This is a genomic window from Bordetella genomosp. 4 (genome assembly GCF_002261185.1).
GTDB lineage: Bacteria > Pseudomonadota > Gammaproteobacteria > Burkholderiales > Burkholderiaceae_B > Bordetella_A.
The window spans coordinates 111,942-127,858 of record NZ_NEVQ01000009.1; the positions used below are offsets into that span (position 1 = coordinate 111,942).

Here is a 15,917-nt window from a genome sequence, read left to right on the forward strand (position 1 = left end):
AGAGAGCGGCGTCAGCCCAAATGTCAGGTCACGCAGGCGCAGCCATCAGGCTAATCGCCGAGACGCCTGGATGAGCGCCCAGCAGCGGGCGTTCATCGCGCAGGCGCTCAATGTTGCTTGATCGCGTGGCCGTGCCCTTCCTGGCCGATTTGCTCGTGCAGCGCGGGATCCGCGTTGAGGTTGCGGCGGCTCCAGCGCATGAACAGCACCATCAGGATCGCGACCAGCACGCCAAACAGCACTATCACGACATTGATCGGCATTTCCAGCCACAGCATCAGCGTATAAACCGCGACCATCAACAAGATGTTGAGCTGTTCGTTGAAGTTTTGCACGGCGATGGAGTGCCCGGCCGATAGCAGGACATGTCCGCGGTGCTGCAGCAGCGCATTCATCGGTACGACAAAGAACCCGGCGAGCCCGCCCGTCAGGAGCAGGACGCCATAAACCGCCCACGTGCTGTGCACCAGCGGCATGAGCAGCACCACGAGACCCATCAGAGCCCCGACGGGCAAGACGCATAAGGCTTTGCGCAGGGGAATGCGTCCCGCCAGAATGGAGCCCACGACGGTCCCGACGGCTGCGACGCCCATCAGCATCGAGGCCTCGTCGAGCCTATAGCCCAAATGCTGGCGTCCCCATTCGATTACGATCAACTGCAGTACCGCACCGGCTCCCCAGAACAGGGTGGTGACGGCGAGGGAAATCTGGCCCAGCTTGTCTTGCCACAGGACGCGGACATAGCTGGCAAAGACTCGCGTCAGCTTGATGGGGTTTTTCTGCTGCGGCGGATAGCGCACATGAGTATTCGGGATCAGCAGATTGCACAGCGCCGCCAGCAGATAGACGCAGGCGATGACCAGAATGGCAGCTTCGGCAGGGGTGTGCACCCACTGGCCGATGATGTGGTGATCGAGCAGCGCCGTCGAGGCAGCGGGGGAGATCAGCACTCCGCCCAGCACCGTGCCCAGAATGATGGAGAACACCGTCAGGCCTTCGATCCAGCTATTGCCCTTGACCAGCATTTCCGGCGGCAGCATTTCGGTCACGATGCCGTATTTCGCGGGCGAGTAGGCGGCTGCGCCGACCCCCACCAGGCCATAGGCCACACAGACCAGATAGGTCTGGTATTCATCGGGAATGCCCAGATTGGCATAGAGGAACATCAGCAGGCAGCCGGAGACCTTGAGGGCGTTGGTGGCGAACATCACCCGCCCTTTGGGGAACGAGTCAGCGACTGCGCCGACAAAGGCCGCCAGCACCACATACGACAGTGCGAACGACCATTTCATCAGCGGCGCCATCCAGTCCGGACCATGCAATTCCAGAATCAAGGCGATCGCCGCAATGAACAATGCATTGTCCGCCAGAGACGAGAAGGCCTGAGCGGCCATGACCAGATAAAACCCGCGTTTCAAAAGAGAGTCCCCGGTGGCTGCCGGCAACCCGGCAGCGGTAAAAAGTCTGTTTCGGATGAAAAAAAAGTGTCAGCGAGTATAGCGTCTGACGTGTAGATGATGGGATTAGCGTCGTTTTCAGCGTGGGGCGGCAACAGCCTGGGGTATCATACGAGCCACACTAGATTCGCCATTCTACGGTCCCCGAGGGGCCGGTTCGCTATTCGTAGGGCAGGTCTGTTCAACGCGTTTCGTTTAACCCCACCCGTCCATCCATCGTACTGTGCGCCTGACTCAACTAAAACTCGCCGGATTCAAATCGTTCGTCGACCCTACCGTGATTCCCGTACCCAGCCAGCTGGTGGGGGTCGTGGGCCCTAATGGCTGCGGCAAATCTAATATTATCGATGCGGTCCGCTGGGTGCTGGGCGAGGCCAAGGCCTCCGAGTTGCGTGGCGAATCCATGCAGGACGTGATTTTCAACGGCTCGGGCCATCGTAAACCTGCCGCGCGTGCGTCTGTCGAAATGGTATTCGACAACAGCGAAGGCCGCGCTGCGGGCCAATGGAGCGCCTATTCCGAGATCGCGGTGCGCCGCGTGCTCACGCGCGACGGCACCAGCAGTTACTACGTCAACAACCAGCAGGTACGCCGCCGCGATATTCACGATATTTTCCTGGGCACCGGCCTGGGCGCGCGTGGCTACGCCATCATCGGTCAGGGCATGATCAACCGCCTGATCGAGGCGCGTCCCGAGGAATTGCGCGTCTTCCTCGAAGAAGCCGCCGGCGTCTCGCGCTACAAAGAACGCCGCCGCGAAACGGAAAATCGCCTTTCGGATACTAGGGAAAACCTGACCCGCGTCGAAGACATTCTGCGCGAATTGGGGGCGCAGCTGGAAAAGCTCGAGGCGCAGGCCGAAGTGGCCCGCCAATACCGCGAGTTGCAGGCCGACGGCGAGAAAAAACAATTTGCCCTCTGGCTCCTGAAAGAAACCGGCGCGCGCGATGAGCGCCAGCGCAAGAGCCAGGACATGGCTCAGGCCCAGACCAACCTCGAGGCGGCCATCGCGGGGCTGCGTGCTGGCGAGCTTGAGCTCGAGTCGCGCCGCCAGGCCCACTACGCAGCCAGCGACGCCGTGCACACCGCCCAGGGGCAGCTTTACGAGGCCAATGCGCAGGTCAGCCGCCTGGAGGCGGAAATCCGCCACGTGGTCGATTCGCGTAACCGCCTGCAGGCACGGCGGGATCAGCTGCAGCAGCAGATCGCCGAATGGGAAACCCAGCAGGCCCACTGTGTCGAGCAGATCGCCCAGGCCGAGGAAGACCTGGCCGCCAGCGCCGCTCGCACCGAAGAAGCCCGTGCGCTGGCCGAGGAGGCCCAGGCCAGTTTGCCTGCGACGGAGTCCCGGGTGCGCGATGCCGCGGCTGCGCGCGACGAGATGCGCGGGGCGTTGGCGCGTGTCGAACAGAATCTGGCGCTGGTCGCACAGACCCAGCGCGACGCCGATCGCCAACTGCAAAACCTGGAGCAACGCCGCGAGCGCCTGCAGCAGGAATTACGCGAATTGCACACCCCGGATCTCGCCAGGCTGGAGCAATTGGCGGGCGATCGTGCAGTGGGCGAGGACCAACTCGAAGAAGCCCAGCAACAGCTCGCTGACCTGGAAGCCCGTGTTCCCGAGGCGGACGCCGAACGCAGCCGCGCACAGGCAGCCGCCCAGCAGGACGCGCAGGCACTGGCCCGCCTGGAGGCTCGCTTGGCCGCATTGGTCAAGCTGCAGGAAGACGTCCAGAAGCAAGGCGCGCTAGAGCCTTGGCTGGCCAAGCATGAACTGACCGGCTTGGCCCGGTTGTGGCAAAAGCTGCACATCGAGCCGGGCTGGGAAAACGCTTTGGAAGCCGTCCTGCGCGAGCGCATGGCCGCCATGGAGGTGCGCAACCTGGATTGGTCGCGGGCCTTTGCCGAGGACGCCCCGCCCGCGCGTCTGGCGTTTTATCAGGTTCCGGCCGCGGCGCCGGCACCGGCTGCGCCCGCGGGGTTGACCCCCCTGGCGAGCTTGTTGCGCATTACCGATCCAGACCTGCGCACCTTGCTGAACGACTGGCTGCGCAACGTCTATACCGCTGCCGACATGAGCCAGGCGCTGGCGACTCGTGCGACGCTGCCGCCTGGCGCCGCATGCGTGGTGCAGGCCGGGCATCTGATCGATGCGCACAGCGTGCGGTTCTATGCCCCCGATTCCGAGCAGGCAGGCATGCTCGCTCGCCAGCAGGAAATCGAAAACCTGCAGCGCGAGATCAAGGCGCATCAGCTGATCGCGGACCAGGCGCGAGCCGCCGTGGCACGCGCAGAGAGCGCATGGCAGCAGGTGTCGCAGGCCATTACGCCAGCGCGCCAGCGCGTCGCTGAAGTAACGCGCCGGGTGCACGACATTCAGCTCGAGCACTCGCGTTTGCAGCAGCAGGCCGAACAGTCGGGCGAACGGGCGACCCGCCTGCGCCAGGATCTAGAGGAAATCGCAGCCCACGAGGAAGACCTGCGTGCCACACGCGAGGAGGCCGAGGCGCGTTTCGAAACGCTGGACCAGGAATTGGGCGAGCATCAGTCGCGTTTTGCCGATGCCGAGATGGCGGGCGAGGACCTCGCCGCGCAAGCCGAGGCTGCCCGTGCCAAATTGCGCGAACTCGAGCGCGCGGCCCAGGAGGCCGAATTTGCCGAACGCGGCGTGCAATCTCGTATCGCGGATCTGCAGCGCAATCGCCAGTTGGCCATCGATCAAAGCCAACGTGGGGCTGTCGAGCTCGAACAATTGCAGGCCGAGCTGGCAGAGTTCGATGCGTCTGCGTCGCAAGCCGGCTTGCAAGACGCGTTGGAGGCTCGAGCCGAGCGCGAAGAAGCCCTGACCCGGGCTCGCCAGGAGCTCGACAACCTGTCGGCCCTGCTGCGCGGCGCCGACGAAGAGCGCATGCAACAAGAACGTGCGCTGGAACCGCTGCGTGCGCGCATCACCGAACTGCAATTGCAGGAGCAGGCCGCTCGTCTGGCCGAGGAACAATTCACCGAGCAGCTGAATGCCCGTGAGGTAGACCGCGAGGCACTGGCTCGGGAACTGGCCGATCGTCCCGATGAATGGCGTCGGGCGAACTGGCTGCAATCCGAAGTCGGCCGTATTTCCCGCCAGATCGATTCGCTGGGCTCCGTGAACCTGGCCGCGTTGGATGAGCTGAACGCCTCGCGCGAACGCAAGGAGTTCCTCGATTCCCAGCAGCAGGATTTGCTGACGGCGATCGACACCCTCGAAGACGCCATCCGCAAAATCGATCGCGAAACGCGCGAGCTGCTGCAGGCGACCTTCGATACCGTCAACGGCCACTTTGGCGAACTATTCCCCAGGCTGTTCGGCGGCGGTGAAGCCAAACTCACGATGACCGGCGACGAAATCCTGGACGCGGGTGTGCAGGTGATGGCGCAGCCGCCGGGCAAACGAAACAGCACGATTCATTTGTTATCCGGTGGTGAGAAAGCGCTGACCGCTACCGCGCTCGTGTTTGCGTTGTTCAAACTGAACCCGGCGCCGTTCTGCTTGCTGGACGAGGTGGATGCGCCGTTGGATGACGCCAATACCGAGCGTTATGCCAATCTGGTGAGCAGCATGAGCGAGCAGACGCAGTTCCTGTTCATCTCGCATAACAAGATCGCGATGCAAATGGCCAAACAATTGGTTGGCGTGACCATGCAAGAACAAGGCGTTTCGCGTATCGTTGCTGTTGATATTGATTCGGCCGTGCAAATGGCCTCCGAAGCCGCATAACCACTACAACGGAAGGGCGCTGCCTGGCAGCGCAGGATTGACACATGAGCGACTTGCAGATTGGGCTGATTGCCCTGGGTGTACTGCTGATACTGCTGGTATTGGGATTCAACTGGTGGCAGGACCGCCGTGCTCGCAGTCGTATGCAGGCGCGCTTTCCTGCTTCCGAGCAAGATCCTCTATTCGGCGCGAACGAGGCGGCCGGGCGCACCGCTGCTCCCGAGGCCCAGCGCCGTGAGCCTGGCATGGGGGGCGGACAGGCGCCCGCTCATGCTGCAGCGGTAGCGGCATCGGCGCCAAGCAATGACCTGGATGACACCGAAGAGCCCGATCCCGCTTGTGAAATCGTGATCGAGGTCCAATTCGGCGAGCCGGTGCGCGGAGCCGACTTATTGGCCGCGGTGCAGGGTCTGGACCAAGTCGGGCGTAAACCCGTGCGCCTATTTGCGTCCACCGATCGTGGCCGTCATCGTGCCCGCATTCATCCCGAAGAGTCCTATGCATCGTTGCAGTTGGCGGTGTTGCTCGCCAATCGCAGCGGCCCCTTGACCGCCATCGAATGGTCGCAGGCCTGGGCACGCGCGCAAGACCTCGCCGATCGTTTCGAAGCGACAATCGAAGGCCCCGACCAGCAAGTGGTGCTGGATCGTGCCGGCAAGCTCGACACGCTATGCGCCTCGCTCGATGCGCAAGTTGGCTTGACGCTGCTGATGGGCGCGCCGCGCGCCACCGCCGAAGTCATCGGCGTGGCACGCGAATTGGGCTTTGCAGTGGACGGCGCACGCCTGGCGTGGCTGGCCGATAACGGCGTGGCACGCTTTACCTTGTCTCGCAGTGATGGCGCAGGTTTTGATGACGGTATGGCGGTGGTCGATCGTCTGGTGCTGTTGCTGGATGTGCCGTGCAGCCCCGAAGATCCGCGCGCATTTGGTCGCATGGTCGATGTGGGTCGCGACCTGGCCCGGCGTTTACAGGCAGAACTGGTCGACGATCAAGGCAAGTCCGTGGTCGATGGCATGGAAACCGGCATCGACGAGCAGTTGCAAAAGCTGTTTCAGCAATTGGACCAAGCCGGCTTGCCCGCAGGCAGTGAGCGCGCACAAAGGGTGTTTGCCTGATGGCTGAGCACGCCAGCGCCACCGAAGAGGCGCAGCGGGCCGCCGAGCTGCGTCACGAGATCGAGCAGCACAATGTGCACTACTACGTGCAGGATGCGCCCACGATTTCAGATGCCGACTACGACGCGCTCATGCGTGAACTGGTCAAACTGGAAACCGAGCATCCCGAGCTGATCACACCCGAGTCGCCTACCCAACGGGTGGGGGCGGCACCCTTGGCCGCATTTGGCAGCGTGCAACATGCCGTGCCGATGTTGTCCTTGGGCAATGCCTTCGAGGCCGAGGATGTCCAGGCGTTTGACCGTCGCGTCTCCGACACCCTGCGCGGTGCGGGTCTGTTGCGCCTGGATCAATCTCCAGAGTACTTCTGTGAGTTGAAATTCGACGGCTTGGCCATCAGTTTGCGCTACGAGGACGGCGTGCTCGTCCAGGCGGCGACACGCGGAGACGGTCAGACCGGCGAGGATGTGACGGCCAACGTGCGTACGATTCGCGTCGTTCCTCTGCGTTTGAAAGGCGCGGCACCTCGCGTGCTGGAGGTACGCGGCGAGGTCCTGATGAATCGCGCCGACTTCGAGCGTTTGAATCGTACCCAAGCCGCGCGCGGCGAAAAGGTGTTCGTCAATCCGCGTAATGCGGCGGCAGGAAGCTTGCGTCAATTAGACCCGCGCATTACGGCTCAGCGTCCACTGCGGTTCTTTGCCTATAGTTGGGGCGAAGTTCACGGCTTGCCGGGCACGCAACCCGGTTTGTTCGAGGAGCCCACCGGCAATGCACGCCAGCAATCGACACTGCCGCACGACTCGCATGGCGCGATGTTGAACTGGCTGGCCGAATTGGGCCTGCCCGTCAACACGCAGTACAACAAACGCGTCACGGGCGCCGAAGGCCTGTTGGCGTTTTACGAACAAGTCGGTCGTGAACGGCCGGGCTTGCCGTACGACATCGATGGCGTGGTCTACAAAGTCGATTCCCTGGCGGCGCAAAAAGTGCTGGGTTTCGTCGCACGCGCGCCGCGCTTTGCTGTCGCGCACAAATTCCCCGCCGAAGAAGCCACCACACGATTACTGGATATCGAAGTGCAGGTGGGACGCACCGGCGCCATCACGCCGGTGGCCCGATTGCAGCCTATCTTTGTGGGCGGCGTCACGGTCACCAACGCCACATTGCATAACGAGGACGAAATCCGCCGCAAAGACGTCCGTATCGGCGACACCGTCATCGTGCGTCGCGCTGGCGACGTGATTCCCGAGGTCGTGGGTCCCGTCTTGAGCCAACGGCCGCAGGACGCACGCGAGTTCATCATGCCGACTCGCTGCCCCATCTGCGACTCGGCGATCGAGCGCACAGAGGACGAGGCGATTGCCCGCTGTACGGGCGGACTTTTCTGTGCGGCTCAGCGCAAACAAACTCTCTGGCATGCCGCGGGACGTAAAGCGCTGGACATTGATGGCCTGGGCGAAAAGCTGGTCGATCAATTGGTCGAAAGCGGGCGCGTCAAGTCGTTGGCCGACTTGTACAGCCTGACGGCATTTGAATTGGCCGCTCTCGATCGCATGGGCAAGAAGTCCGCCGAAAACCTGGTGGCGGCGATCGACAAGGCGCGTACGCCGACTTTAGGGCGTCTGTTGTTTGCGTTGGGCATTCGCCATGTAGGCGAGACCACGGCTCGCGATGTGGCCCGTCATTTCGGCAGCATCGAGGCCATCATGGACGCTGACGAGGACGCCTTGTGCGGTGCGCCTGATGTTGGTCCTGTCGTTGCCGGTTCGATTCGACGCTTTTTTGCCGAGCCGCATAACCGTGAAATCATCGAGCTGCTCAAGGCTCAAGGTGTACATGCGGTTGCCGAAGCAGGGCCCGAGGGCAATGCGCTGGCAGGCAAGACGTTTGTCTTGACCGGCACCATGCCTACCTGGACGCGTGACGAGGCCACTCGGTACATCCTGGCGGCGGGGGGGAAGGTCAGTGGCTCGGTTTCCAAGAAAACCGCTTATGTGGTGGCGGGGGAAGAGGCTGGCAGCAAGCTCACCAAGGCGCAGGAATTAGGCGTGACGGTGTTGGATGAGGATGGGTTGAAGGCTCTGTTGGGCGTTTGATCTTGCGCTGATCCTGTTTTGAGGAAAAAAATGCTTCCTGGGGCAGTAGGCTGAAGGCGTAGCGTGTGGGTCTTTGGGGATGCTGGGGGGCTGTCTGTGGCATGCTTCGGGTGGAGTTCTTTTGGCGCAGGAGGTCGGCGTGTAAAAGCCCCGCCGGGCCTATCGCCGCGACTCGGCCCGTCAGCAGGGGCCTCGGCCCGCTTCGCGGGCTAAATCGCGGCTCAACGGCCCGGCGGGGCTTTTACACGCCGACCTCCTGCTCGCAATGTCTTCCGGTGACGGATGTCATGCGCTTTGCTGCATCAACTCTGTTGTGTTGAGTTCACGATGGCCGAATGGCACTAGCTCAACCCACCGCATTGCCAAAGTCGGTTTCGAAAAACACGGATGGCAATCAGCCCTCGTTGCATTCCCTCATCATGAGTCCCTGTCGCGTGCCTGGGCGTGGCGGCGGGCCGTTGAGCACGGATTCAGTCCGCGCAGCGGACCGAGGCCCCTGGTCATGGGCCGAGTCCGTGCGATAGGCCCGGCGCCACGCCCAGGCACGCGACAGGGACGCTTTCAGAGAGACAATCACGAGCAGCAAACGCCCATAAACCAACAGCGATAAAAAAGCCCCAGTTAAAAAACCAGGGCCTTTTTCACGTACACAATCATCATGCAACGCCAGCAAGAGCCGTTAACCAACGCCGCCGGCCAAACCTGACCACAGTACTAAACTGCAGCCAGGCACATCGTCAGCATTACTTGATCGTCGCTTTGTCGCGCAATTGCTTCTGGTATTCACCCAGAGCCTGCTGACGCAGCATTTCTTCGAGTTGCGGACGGACTTGATCGAGCGGGGGGAATTCCACCGGACGGGTGTCCTCGACCTCGATGATGTGCCAACCGAACTGCGTTTGTACCGGCTTGTCGGCCAGTTGGCCTTTCTTCAGGCTGCCGACGGTGTCAGCAAACGGCTTGACGTAGTTGGTGGGAGCTGCCCAGCCCAGGTCCCCGCCATTGGCGCCACTGCCAGGGTCCTTGGAGTTTTTCTTGGCCAGATCGGCAAACTTGCTTTTGTCTTTCTTGATCTGCGCCAGCAAGTCGTTGGCGGTTTTCTCGTCTTCGACGAGGATGTGGCGGACTTTGTATTCCTGTTGGCCGGCTTGTTGCTGCTTGGCCTTGTTGTACTCGTCCTGAATCTGCTTGTCGGTGATGGGGTGCTTTTTCAGGTAGTCGGCCATCAGCGCGCGAACGAGGATGCCTTCGCGGGCCAGCGAGATTTCGGTCTGGACGTCGGCTTGTTTGGCGATGCCGTCTTTTTCGGCCGCCTGGACGAAGATCTGGCGGTTGATCATTTCCTGCTTGACCTGTTCGCGCAGTTGCGGCGAATCGGTTGCGCCCTGGCTGACCAGCAGTTTGACGAATTGATCCAGGCTTTGCTGAGAGATCGCCTTGCCATTGACGGTGGCGACGTTCTGCGCAAATGCGGGTACCGCGACCGCGCAAGCAGCGGCCAGCATCACGATGCGTTTCATGGATTTCCTTTAGGAATTTGTCAGAGGGGCTTGGGCGTCAAGCGCAAGCGCATGGATAGGATGAGGGATCAGGTCTTGCAAAAGATCATACACCAGACGATGCCGGGCAACAGGCGTCAAACCGGCAAAGCGCGAGGCCACGATACGTACATGGTAATGGCCTGCGCCACCCTGTGCACCCGCATGCCCGGCGTGCAGGTGCGAGTCGTCGCGGATGTCCAGTGCGGTCGGCTCCAGGGCAGCCAGGCGGGTGCGTATCAGCGCGATGCGGTCAGTGGTGTTGTCGGGCATGAGTAAAACAATGAACGATGGGTAAAACGATCAAACCTTAAATACAGAATACAAGCAGACGACTCAAACTGACGAAAATCGGACGATGAGTCCTCGCTTGAGCATCAGTCTTTGCCTATTTCGCGTTGGGGATCGTTGGCCTCTGGTTGGCTGGGATGCTGCATGTGCTTGCTGAGCCACAGCGACTGGCCAATCACAAATACCAGCAGCAACCCCATCAGCCCGAAGACCTTGAAATTCACCCATTGCGATTCCGTGAAATGGCCGGAAAACGCCACGTACAGATTAATGGCGCCGGCGGCCAGGAAAAACAAGGCCCAGCTCAGGTTGAGTTTGTCCCAGGCTGTATCGGAAAGTTCAATTTGAGTACCGAGCAGCCGGCGCATCAGATTGCGGCCGAACAGGAAACGAGAACCGAGCAGGGCGCCGCCAAACAACCAATACAGGACGGTGGGCTTCCATTTGATGAACACATCGCTGTGCAGCCACAAGGTCGCGCCGCCAAAAATCACGATGACCGACAGATTGATCCAATGTGTCATTTCGATACGTTTGCCTGTTGCCCGTAACCAGACAAACTGGGCAACCGAGGCGGCGATCGCTACCGCTGTCGCGGTATAGATATCGGCAAATCGGTACGCGATGAAGAAAAGAATCAGCGGAAACAGGTCAAACAGGAATTTCTTCATTCGTTCTCGAGGGGTTCGAATTTGAGCGATACCGAGTTGATGCAATAACGCAGCCCGGTGGGCTCCGGTCCGTCGGGGAAGACATGGCCCAGATGGGAGTCGCAGATGTTGCACAGGACTTCGGTGCGCACCATGCCATGAGAGGTATCGCGTTCCTCGCGCACTCGCGCTGGGTCGATAGGCTCGAAATAGCTGGGCCAGCCGCAGCCGGCGTCGAATTTGGTGTCCGAGGCAAATAGCGGGGTGCCACAGCCGATGCAACGGTAAATGCCCAGCTGTGTGGTGTCCCAATAACGGCCCGTAAAGGCACGCTCGGTGCCCTTTTGGCGCGCGACCGCGTATTCTTGCGGCGTCAGTTGGGCGCGCCATTCCTCGTCGGTTTTACGTACTTTTTCCATGTCACCTCTTGGAGCCCGGATGATTGAAATGGTTCAAGCATGGGGTTCGGGCATAATTCCGCCCCATGTTAATCGAGTTTGAACACGCCGTTGTTGCCACGCCGCATTCCCAGGCATTGCGGGGGGTGAGTTTGACCCTCGATCAGCGCCGGGTGGGCGTGGTCGGCCCGAATGGCGCCGGCAAGAGCACCTTTGCCAAGCTGCTCAATGGCCTGGTGTTGCCGACGGCCGGCCGGGTGACCCTTGATGGCCTGGATACCCGGCACGATATCAAGGCGATTCGCCGTCAGGTGGGGTTCGTGTTTCAGAACCCCGAAAATCAAATCGTATACCCCATTGTGCGCGAGGACATGGCGTTTGGCCTGAAAGCGCAACGCCTGTCCGCAGACGAGTCGGCGCAGCGTATTCAAGCCAGCCTGGACGGCTTGGGAGTAGGGCACCTGGCGGATCGGGCGAGCCACACCTTATCCGGCGGCGAATGCCAATTGGTGGCGTTGGCATCGGTCCTGGTGATGCGGCCGGCCCTGGTGGTGTTTGACGAGCCTACGACGCAACTGGATCTGCGCAATCGTAATCGGGTCGCCCGCGCGATTGCCGGGCTGGAGCAGCAAGCCGTCGTCGTCAGCCATGATCTGGAATTGCTGCAGGACTTCGATCGTGTCCTGGTGGTCGTTGACGGCCAGATCGCCGCGGACGACAGTCCCGGCCCTGCATTGCGCTGGTATCGGGAGCACTGCGCGTGATGATCGAGCCCCTGTATATAAAGGGTGATCGCTGGCTGCATCGGCTGCCTGCCGGCTATAAATTGGCGGCGCTGGTGATCGCAGGCATCGGCCTGTTTTTGGTGCAGAATGTCTGGGGGCTGGCAGTTGCGTTCGCGGTGTCTTGCGTGCTGGTGTGGTCTACCGGCGTAGGCGCGGCGGCTTGCTGGCGTCAGGTACGTGGGCTGGTTTGGGTGCTGGTTGCCATTGGTGTGTTCGCCGTGGTGTTCCAGGGCTGGCTGTCTGCGGCTATCGTATTGCTGCGCATCGCAGCCTTGGTCGGGCTGGCTTTGGCGGTGACGCTGTCGACCAGGAGTTCGGACCTGATCGCCGTCTGCGAACGCGCTTTGTCCCCGCTGGACCGGCTAGGATGGGTGGACGCAGGAAAAGTAGCGCTTGCCTTGGCGTTGACCTTGCGTTTCGTGCCGGAAATCTGGCGGCATTATCAGGAAATCCGCGAGGCCCAGGCGGCACGCGGTTTGGCCCGACATCCTCTGGCATTGATGGTGCCGTTGGTGGTGCGGACATTGAAACGGGCCCAGCAAGTCGCTCAGGCCATTGATGCGCGTGGTGAATAGTGAAAACCCAAGATACCGTATTGATTGCGCTGTTCGCGGCATTGATTGTGGTGCTGAGTCTGGTGCCGCCTATCCCCCTGCCGGCTATTCCGGTGCCGGTGACCTTGCAGAGCCTGGGCGTGATGCTGACGGGAGCCATGTTGGGGCCGGTGCGCGGCGGGCTGGCTTGCTCGCTGTATTTGCTGCTGGCTGCGATCGGACTGCCCGTGCTGCCCGGCGGACGTGGCGGGCTGGGCGTGTTTTTCGGGCCGACTGGCGGCTTTCTGTTCGGCATGGCGCTGGGCGCCTTTGTGACAGGCTGGCTTGCGCGTAGCTGGGTCCGTGCCCCAGGCCAGAGCGTCAGGACCGTGCTGGCATATGGCCTGGCGTGCATCGCCGGCGGTATTGGCGCGGTGTATCTGATCGGCGTGCCGTGGCTCGCCTCAGTGACGCAGATGGGCTTGGGCAAAGCGATGATGGCGATGTTGGTCTTCATCCCCGGCGATCTGGTCAAAGTCGCCGTTGCCTCATGGGTGGCATGGCGCGTCGAACGCGTGTGGCCGATTCTGCGGGAATCCCCTTAATGACGCCGTTCTCGGTCAGAGGCAACATTCGCTATTGTTGAATGCATTTGATTTTTGGCTTGCCCGGCTGGCCGTGTGAACGGACAGGAACAGTCTTCGCCAAGCGCGGCTGACCCGTCGGTCCCACGAGCGGCGGCAGGCTTCATGCGGAATCACTTTTTCGCCGTCATGTTTGCACGCATCCGAAGGCGGACTAGGGAAGTCACGGGGTTTTATTTGAAGGCTATTTGATACACTTCTGGCTCAAATATTTGAATTTCTGTATAACATCAACCGGGCTCGTTTTCCCGCTTTCGGGGCCATAACAAGAGCCCACACAGGAGACAACAACATGACGCGCAAGTATTTCGGCTTGTCCGCGGCCGCCGCGGCTGTGGCGCTGAGCCTGCCGCTACTGGCCAGTGCCCAAGTCAAAGTGGGGGTCACCATCGCCAGCACAGGCCCCGCTGCATCGCTGGGGATCCCTGAGCGCAACACGGTAGCGTTGCTGCCCACCGAAGTCGCCGGTCAAAAAATCGAATGGATCGTGCTGGACGATGCGACCGACACGACTCAGGCCGTGAAAAACTCGCGCAAACTCGTGTCCGACGACAAGGTCGACGTGTTGGTGGGGACTTCCGTCACGCCCGGCTCCTTGGCCATGGTGGACGTTGCCGCCGAAGCCAAAGTCCCGATGATCAGTGTCGCTGCGAGCGCCAAGATCGTCGAGCCGGTGGATGACAAACGCCGCTGGGTGTTCAAGACGCCGCAAAACGATGCATTGATGGCCAGCGCCTTGGCCGATGCCTTGGCCAAGTCCAAGGTGAAAACCTTGGGCTTCATCGGTTTTGCCGATGCCTACGGTGATGGTTGGCTGGCAGTGATGCGCGAGGCCGTCAAGGGCAAGGGCATCGAGATCACGGCGATCGAAAAATACGGCCGCACGGACACGAGCGTTACGGGCCAGGTGCTGAAATTGGTCAGCGCCAAGCCCGATGCGATTCTCATCGCAGGCGCCGGCACGCCTTCGGCGCTGCCGCAAAAAGAACTGCGCGCGCGCAATTACCAAGGCACGATTTATCAAACGCACGGTGCGGCCAACAATGACGTGTTGCGCGTTTGCGGTGCAGATTGCGACGGCATGCTGCTGCCTGCAGGTCCATTGCTCGTCGCGGCGCAATTGCCTGACAGCAATCCGGTGAAAAAATCGGCCCTGGCCTACACCACGGCCTACGAAGGCAAATATGGCGCCGGTACCACCAATACCTTTGGCGGCCATATGTGGGACGCCGGTCAGTTGATTGTGGCGGCCTTGCCCCAGGCACTAAAGAGCGGCGCGAAACCCGGCACCCCGGAATTTCGTGCGGCGTTGCGCGATGCGCTGGAAGGCATCAAGAATCTGCCCGCCTCGCAAGGTGTGTTCAACATGAGCCCCACCGATCATGCCGGTTTTGACGAGCGCTCGCGCGTCATGGTCAAAGTCGAAAAAGGCAAGTGGGTGTACCAGCCCGACCTGTGAGGCAGCCATCGCCGACGTGGCGCTGACGTCTGCTGGTTTTTCAATACACCGGCCTGAGGGCCGGTGTGTCATATCCGCGATAATCCACGTCAATCCTGATGACGTATCAGTGTCATCAGGCAGTCTTGTCAGAATCCCATAAGGCAGTTTCATGGATTTTTCAATTGCCCTCATCCTGTTGCAGGACGGTATCGTCAACGGTGCCATCTATGCATTGCTGGGTATGGCGCTGGTCCTGGTATTCACTGTGACGCGCGTCATCTTTATTCCTCAGGGCGAGTTCGTCGCGTTTGGCGCGTTGACCTTGGCCATGCTGGTCAATGGCCGCGTGCCGGGCACCGCCTATCTGTTGCCGTTGTTAGGCGCTGTGGTGCTTGTGCTGGAACTGGTGCGCGCTGTACGTACTGGCAGTTGGGCCGCGTTGCCCAAAGTCGTATTGACGTGTGTGATCCTGCCGCTGGCGTTGTTATGGTTGGCCTCGGCCTATGCCGCGCCGGATAACTCGCTGTGGCTGAATATGTTGCTCGCCTTGGTGCTGATCATTCCGATGGGTTCGATGATCTACCGCATTGTGTATCAGCCGTTGGCCGAGGCGTCGGTGTTGGTTCTATTGATTGTCTCCGTGGCGGTGCACTTTGCGCTGACGGGACTGGCCTTGGTGTTCTTTGGCGCAGAGGGATGGCGTACGCCGGCCTTTGTCAGCGGGCAGGTGAATCTTGGGCCTGCCACGTGGTCGGCACAAAGCCTCTTTGTCGTCGGGACTTGCGCGCTGTTGATTCTGGCGCTGTGGCTGTTCTTTGGCAAAACCCTGTATGGCCGTGCGTTGCGCGCGACGGCGGTGAATCGCCGCGGCGCGCGACTGGTCGGCATCAGCACAACGATGTCGGGCAGCTTGACCTTTACATTGGCGGTAGCGATCGGCGCCATGTCCGGCATGCTGATCGCACCGATCACGACGGTGTACTACGACACGGGCTTTCTGATCGGCCTGAAAGGCTTTGTGGGCGCCATCATAGGCGGGTTGGCCAGCTATCCTCTGGCGGCCGCAGGCGCGGTGCTGGTGGGTGTGCTCGAGGCGTTTTCTTCATTTTGGGCCAGTGCCTACAAGGAAGTCATTGTGTTCACGCTGATCATTCCGGTGCTCGTGTGGCGATCGTTCAGCAGCCACCATACGGATGACGAGGAGTGATC

Annotated in this window: 13 protein-coding genes; 8 read left to right on the forward strand and 5 right to left on the reverse strand. The window is 61.1% G+C overall.

Annotated features, from left to right (window positions below; translation table 11 throughout):
* Positions 1-107: 107 nt before the first annotated feature.
* Entirely contained in the window at positions 108-1,418 is a 1,311-nt protein-coding gene (lplT, locus tag CAL20_RS07245; RefSeq protein WP_094821445.1) for a lysophospholipid transporter LplT, read from the reverse strand.
* Between the two features lie 262 nt (positions 1,419-1,680).
* Here lplT and smc point away from each other — a divergent pair, with 262 nt between their 5' ends.
* Genes smc through ligA form a run of 3 tightly spaced genes read left to right on the forward strand, consistent with a single transcriptional unit; the run spans position 1,681 to position 8,428 of the window.
* Positions 1,681-5,211, forward strand: a complete 3,531-nt coding sequence (gene smc, locus CAL20_RS07250; RefSeq protein WP_094821444.1) for a chromosome segregation protein SMC — start codon at positions 1,681-1,683, stop codon at positions 5,209-5,211.
* A gap of 44 nt (positions 5,212-5,255) precedes the next feature.
* Entirely contained in the window at positions 5,256-6,329 is a 1,074-nt protein-coding gene (locus CAL20_RS07255; RefSeq protein ID WP_094821443.1) for a cell division protein ZipA C-terminal FtsZ-binding domain-containing protein, read from the forward strand.
* The gene (ligA, locus tag CAL20_RS07260) at positions 6,329-8,428 is read left to right on the forward strand and encodes an NAD-dependent DNA ligase LigA (RefSeq protein WP_094821442.1); all 2,100 of its coding nucleotides are present in this window, start codon (positions 6,329-6,331) and stop codon (positions 8,426-8,428) included. The genes CAL20_RS07255 and ligA overlap by 1 nt, the downstream gene beginning before the upstream one ends.
* Positions 8,429-9,171: 743 nt before the next feature.
* On the opposite strand, the gene CAL20_RS07265 is transcribed toward ligA, so the two are convergent.
* From CAL20_RS07265 to msrB, 4 genes are all read right to left on the reverse strand, one after another.
* Positions 9,172-9,948: a peptidylprolyl isomerase gene (locus tag CAL20_RS07265; protein WP_094821441.1), complete on the reverse strand. Its 777-nt coding sequence runs from the start codon at positions 9,946-9,948 to the stop codon at positions 9,172-9,174.
* A gap of 9 nt (positions 9,949-9,957) precedes the next feature.
* Positions 9,958-10,239, reverse strand: coding sequence for a BolA family protein (locus CAL20_RS07270; protein WP_094821440.1), 282 nt, complete (start codon positions 10,237-10,239; stop codon positions 9,958-9,960).
* A 104-nt stretch (positions 10,240-10,343) separates the two neighbouring features.
* The gene (locus CAL20_RS07275; RefSeq protein WP_094821439.1) at positions 10,344-10,928 is read right to left on the reverse strand and encodes a septation protein A; all 585 of its coding nucleotides are present in this window, start codon (positions 10,926-10,928) and stop codon (positions 10,344-10,346) included.
* Positions 10,925-11,326, reverse strand: a complete 402-nt coding sequence (gene msrB, locus CAL20_RS07280; protein ID WP_094821438.1) for a peptide-methionine (R)-S-oxide reductase MsrB — start codon at positions 11,324-11,326, stop codon at positions 10,925-10,927. The genes CAL20_RS07275 and msrB overlap by 4 nt, the downstream gene beginning before the upstream one ends.
* 65 nt (positions 11,327-11,391) lie before the next feature.
* Here msrB and CAL20_RS07285 point away from each other — a divergent pair, with 65 nt between their 5' ends.
* The 5 genes from CAL20_RS07285 (at position 11,392) to CAL20_RS07305 (ending at position 15,915) form a co-directional block, all read left to right on the forward strand.
* The gene (locus CAL20_RS07285) at positions 11,392-12,069 is read left to right on the forward strand and encodes an energy-coupling factor ABC transporter ATP-binding protein (protein ID WP_094821437.1); all 678 of its coding nucleotides are present in this window, start codon (positions 11,392-11,394) and stop codon (positions 12,067-12,069) included.
* Positions 12,069-12,665 carry an energy-coupling factor transporter transmembrane component T family protein gene (locus tag CAL20_RS07290; RefSeq protein ID WP_094821436.1) on the forward strand — a complete coding sequence of 199 codons (597 nt, stop codon included), beginning with the start codon at positions 12,069-12,071 and terminating at the stop codon, positions 12,663-12,665. The genes CAL20_RS07285 and CAL20_RS07290 overlap by 1 nt, the downstream gene beginning before the upstream one ends.
* On the forward strand, positions 12,665-13,228 hold the full coding sequence (locus CAL20_RS07295) for a biotin transporter BioY (protein ID WP_094821435.1): 564 nt from the start codon (positions 12,665-12,667) through the stop codon (positions 13,226-13,228). Before CAL20_RS07290 ends, CAL20_RS07295 begins: the two co-directional genes overlap by 1 nt.
* A 331-nt stretch (positions 13,229-13,559) precedes the next feature.
* Positions 13,560-14,726: an ABC transporter substrate-binding protein gene (locus CAL20_RS07300; protein WP_094821434.1), complete on the forward strand. Its 1,167-nt coding sequence runs from the start codon at positions 13,560-13,562 to the stop codon at positions 14,724-14,726.
* 151 nt (positions 14,727-14,877) lie between these two features.
* Entirely contained in the window at positions 14,878-15,915 is a 1,038-nt protein-coding gene (locus tag CAL20_RS07305) for a branched-chain amino acid ABC transporter permease (protein ID WP_094837509.1), read from the forward strand.
* The last annotated feature ends 2 nt before the right edge of the window (positions 15,916-15,917 follow it).

Coding starts and splice junctions, on each gene's coding strand:
- CAL20_RS07255 (WP_094821443.1), top strand. CDS start 5,256: ATGAGCGACTTGCAGATTGGGCTGATTGCCCTGGGTGTACTGCTGATA.
- ligA (WP_094821442.1), top strand. CDS start 6,329: ATGGCTGAGCACGCCAGCGCCACCGAAGAGGCGCAGCGGGCCGCCGAG.
- CAL20_RS07265 (WP_094821441.1), bottom strand. CDS start 9,948: ATGAAACGCATCGTGATGCTGGCCGCTGCTTGCGCGGTCGCGGTACCC.
- CAL20_RS07270 (WP_094821440.1), bottom strand. CDS start 10,239: ATGCCCGACAACACCACTGACCGCATCGCGCTGATACGCACCCGCCTG.
- CAL20_RS07275 (WP_094821439.1), bottom strand. CDS start 10,928: ATGAAGAAATTCCTGTTTGACCTGTTTCCGCTGATTCTTTTCTTCATC.
- msrB (WP_094821438.1), bottom strand. CDS start 11,326: ATGGAAAAAGTACGTAAAACCGACGAGGAATGGCGCGCCCAACTGACG.
- CAL20_RS07285 (WP_094821437.1), top strand. CDS start 11,392: ATGTTAATCGAGTTTGAACACGCCGTTGTTGCCACGCCGCATTCCCAG.
- CAL20_RS07290 (WP_094821436.1), top strand. CDS start 12,069: ATGATCGAGCCCCTGTATATAAAGGGTGATCGCTGGCTGCATCGGCTG.
- CAL20_RS07300 (WP_094821434.1), top strand. CDS start 13,560: ATGACGCGCAAGTATTTCGGCTTGTCCGCGGCCGCCGCGGCTGTGGCG.
- CAL20_RS07305 (WP_094837509.1), top strand. CDS start 14,878: ATGGATTTTTCAATTGCCCTCATCCTGTTGCAGGACGGTATCGTCAAC.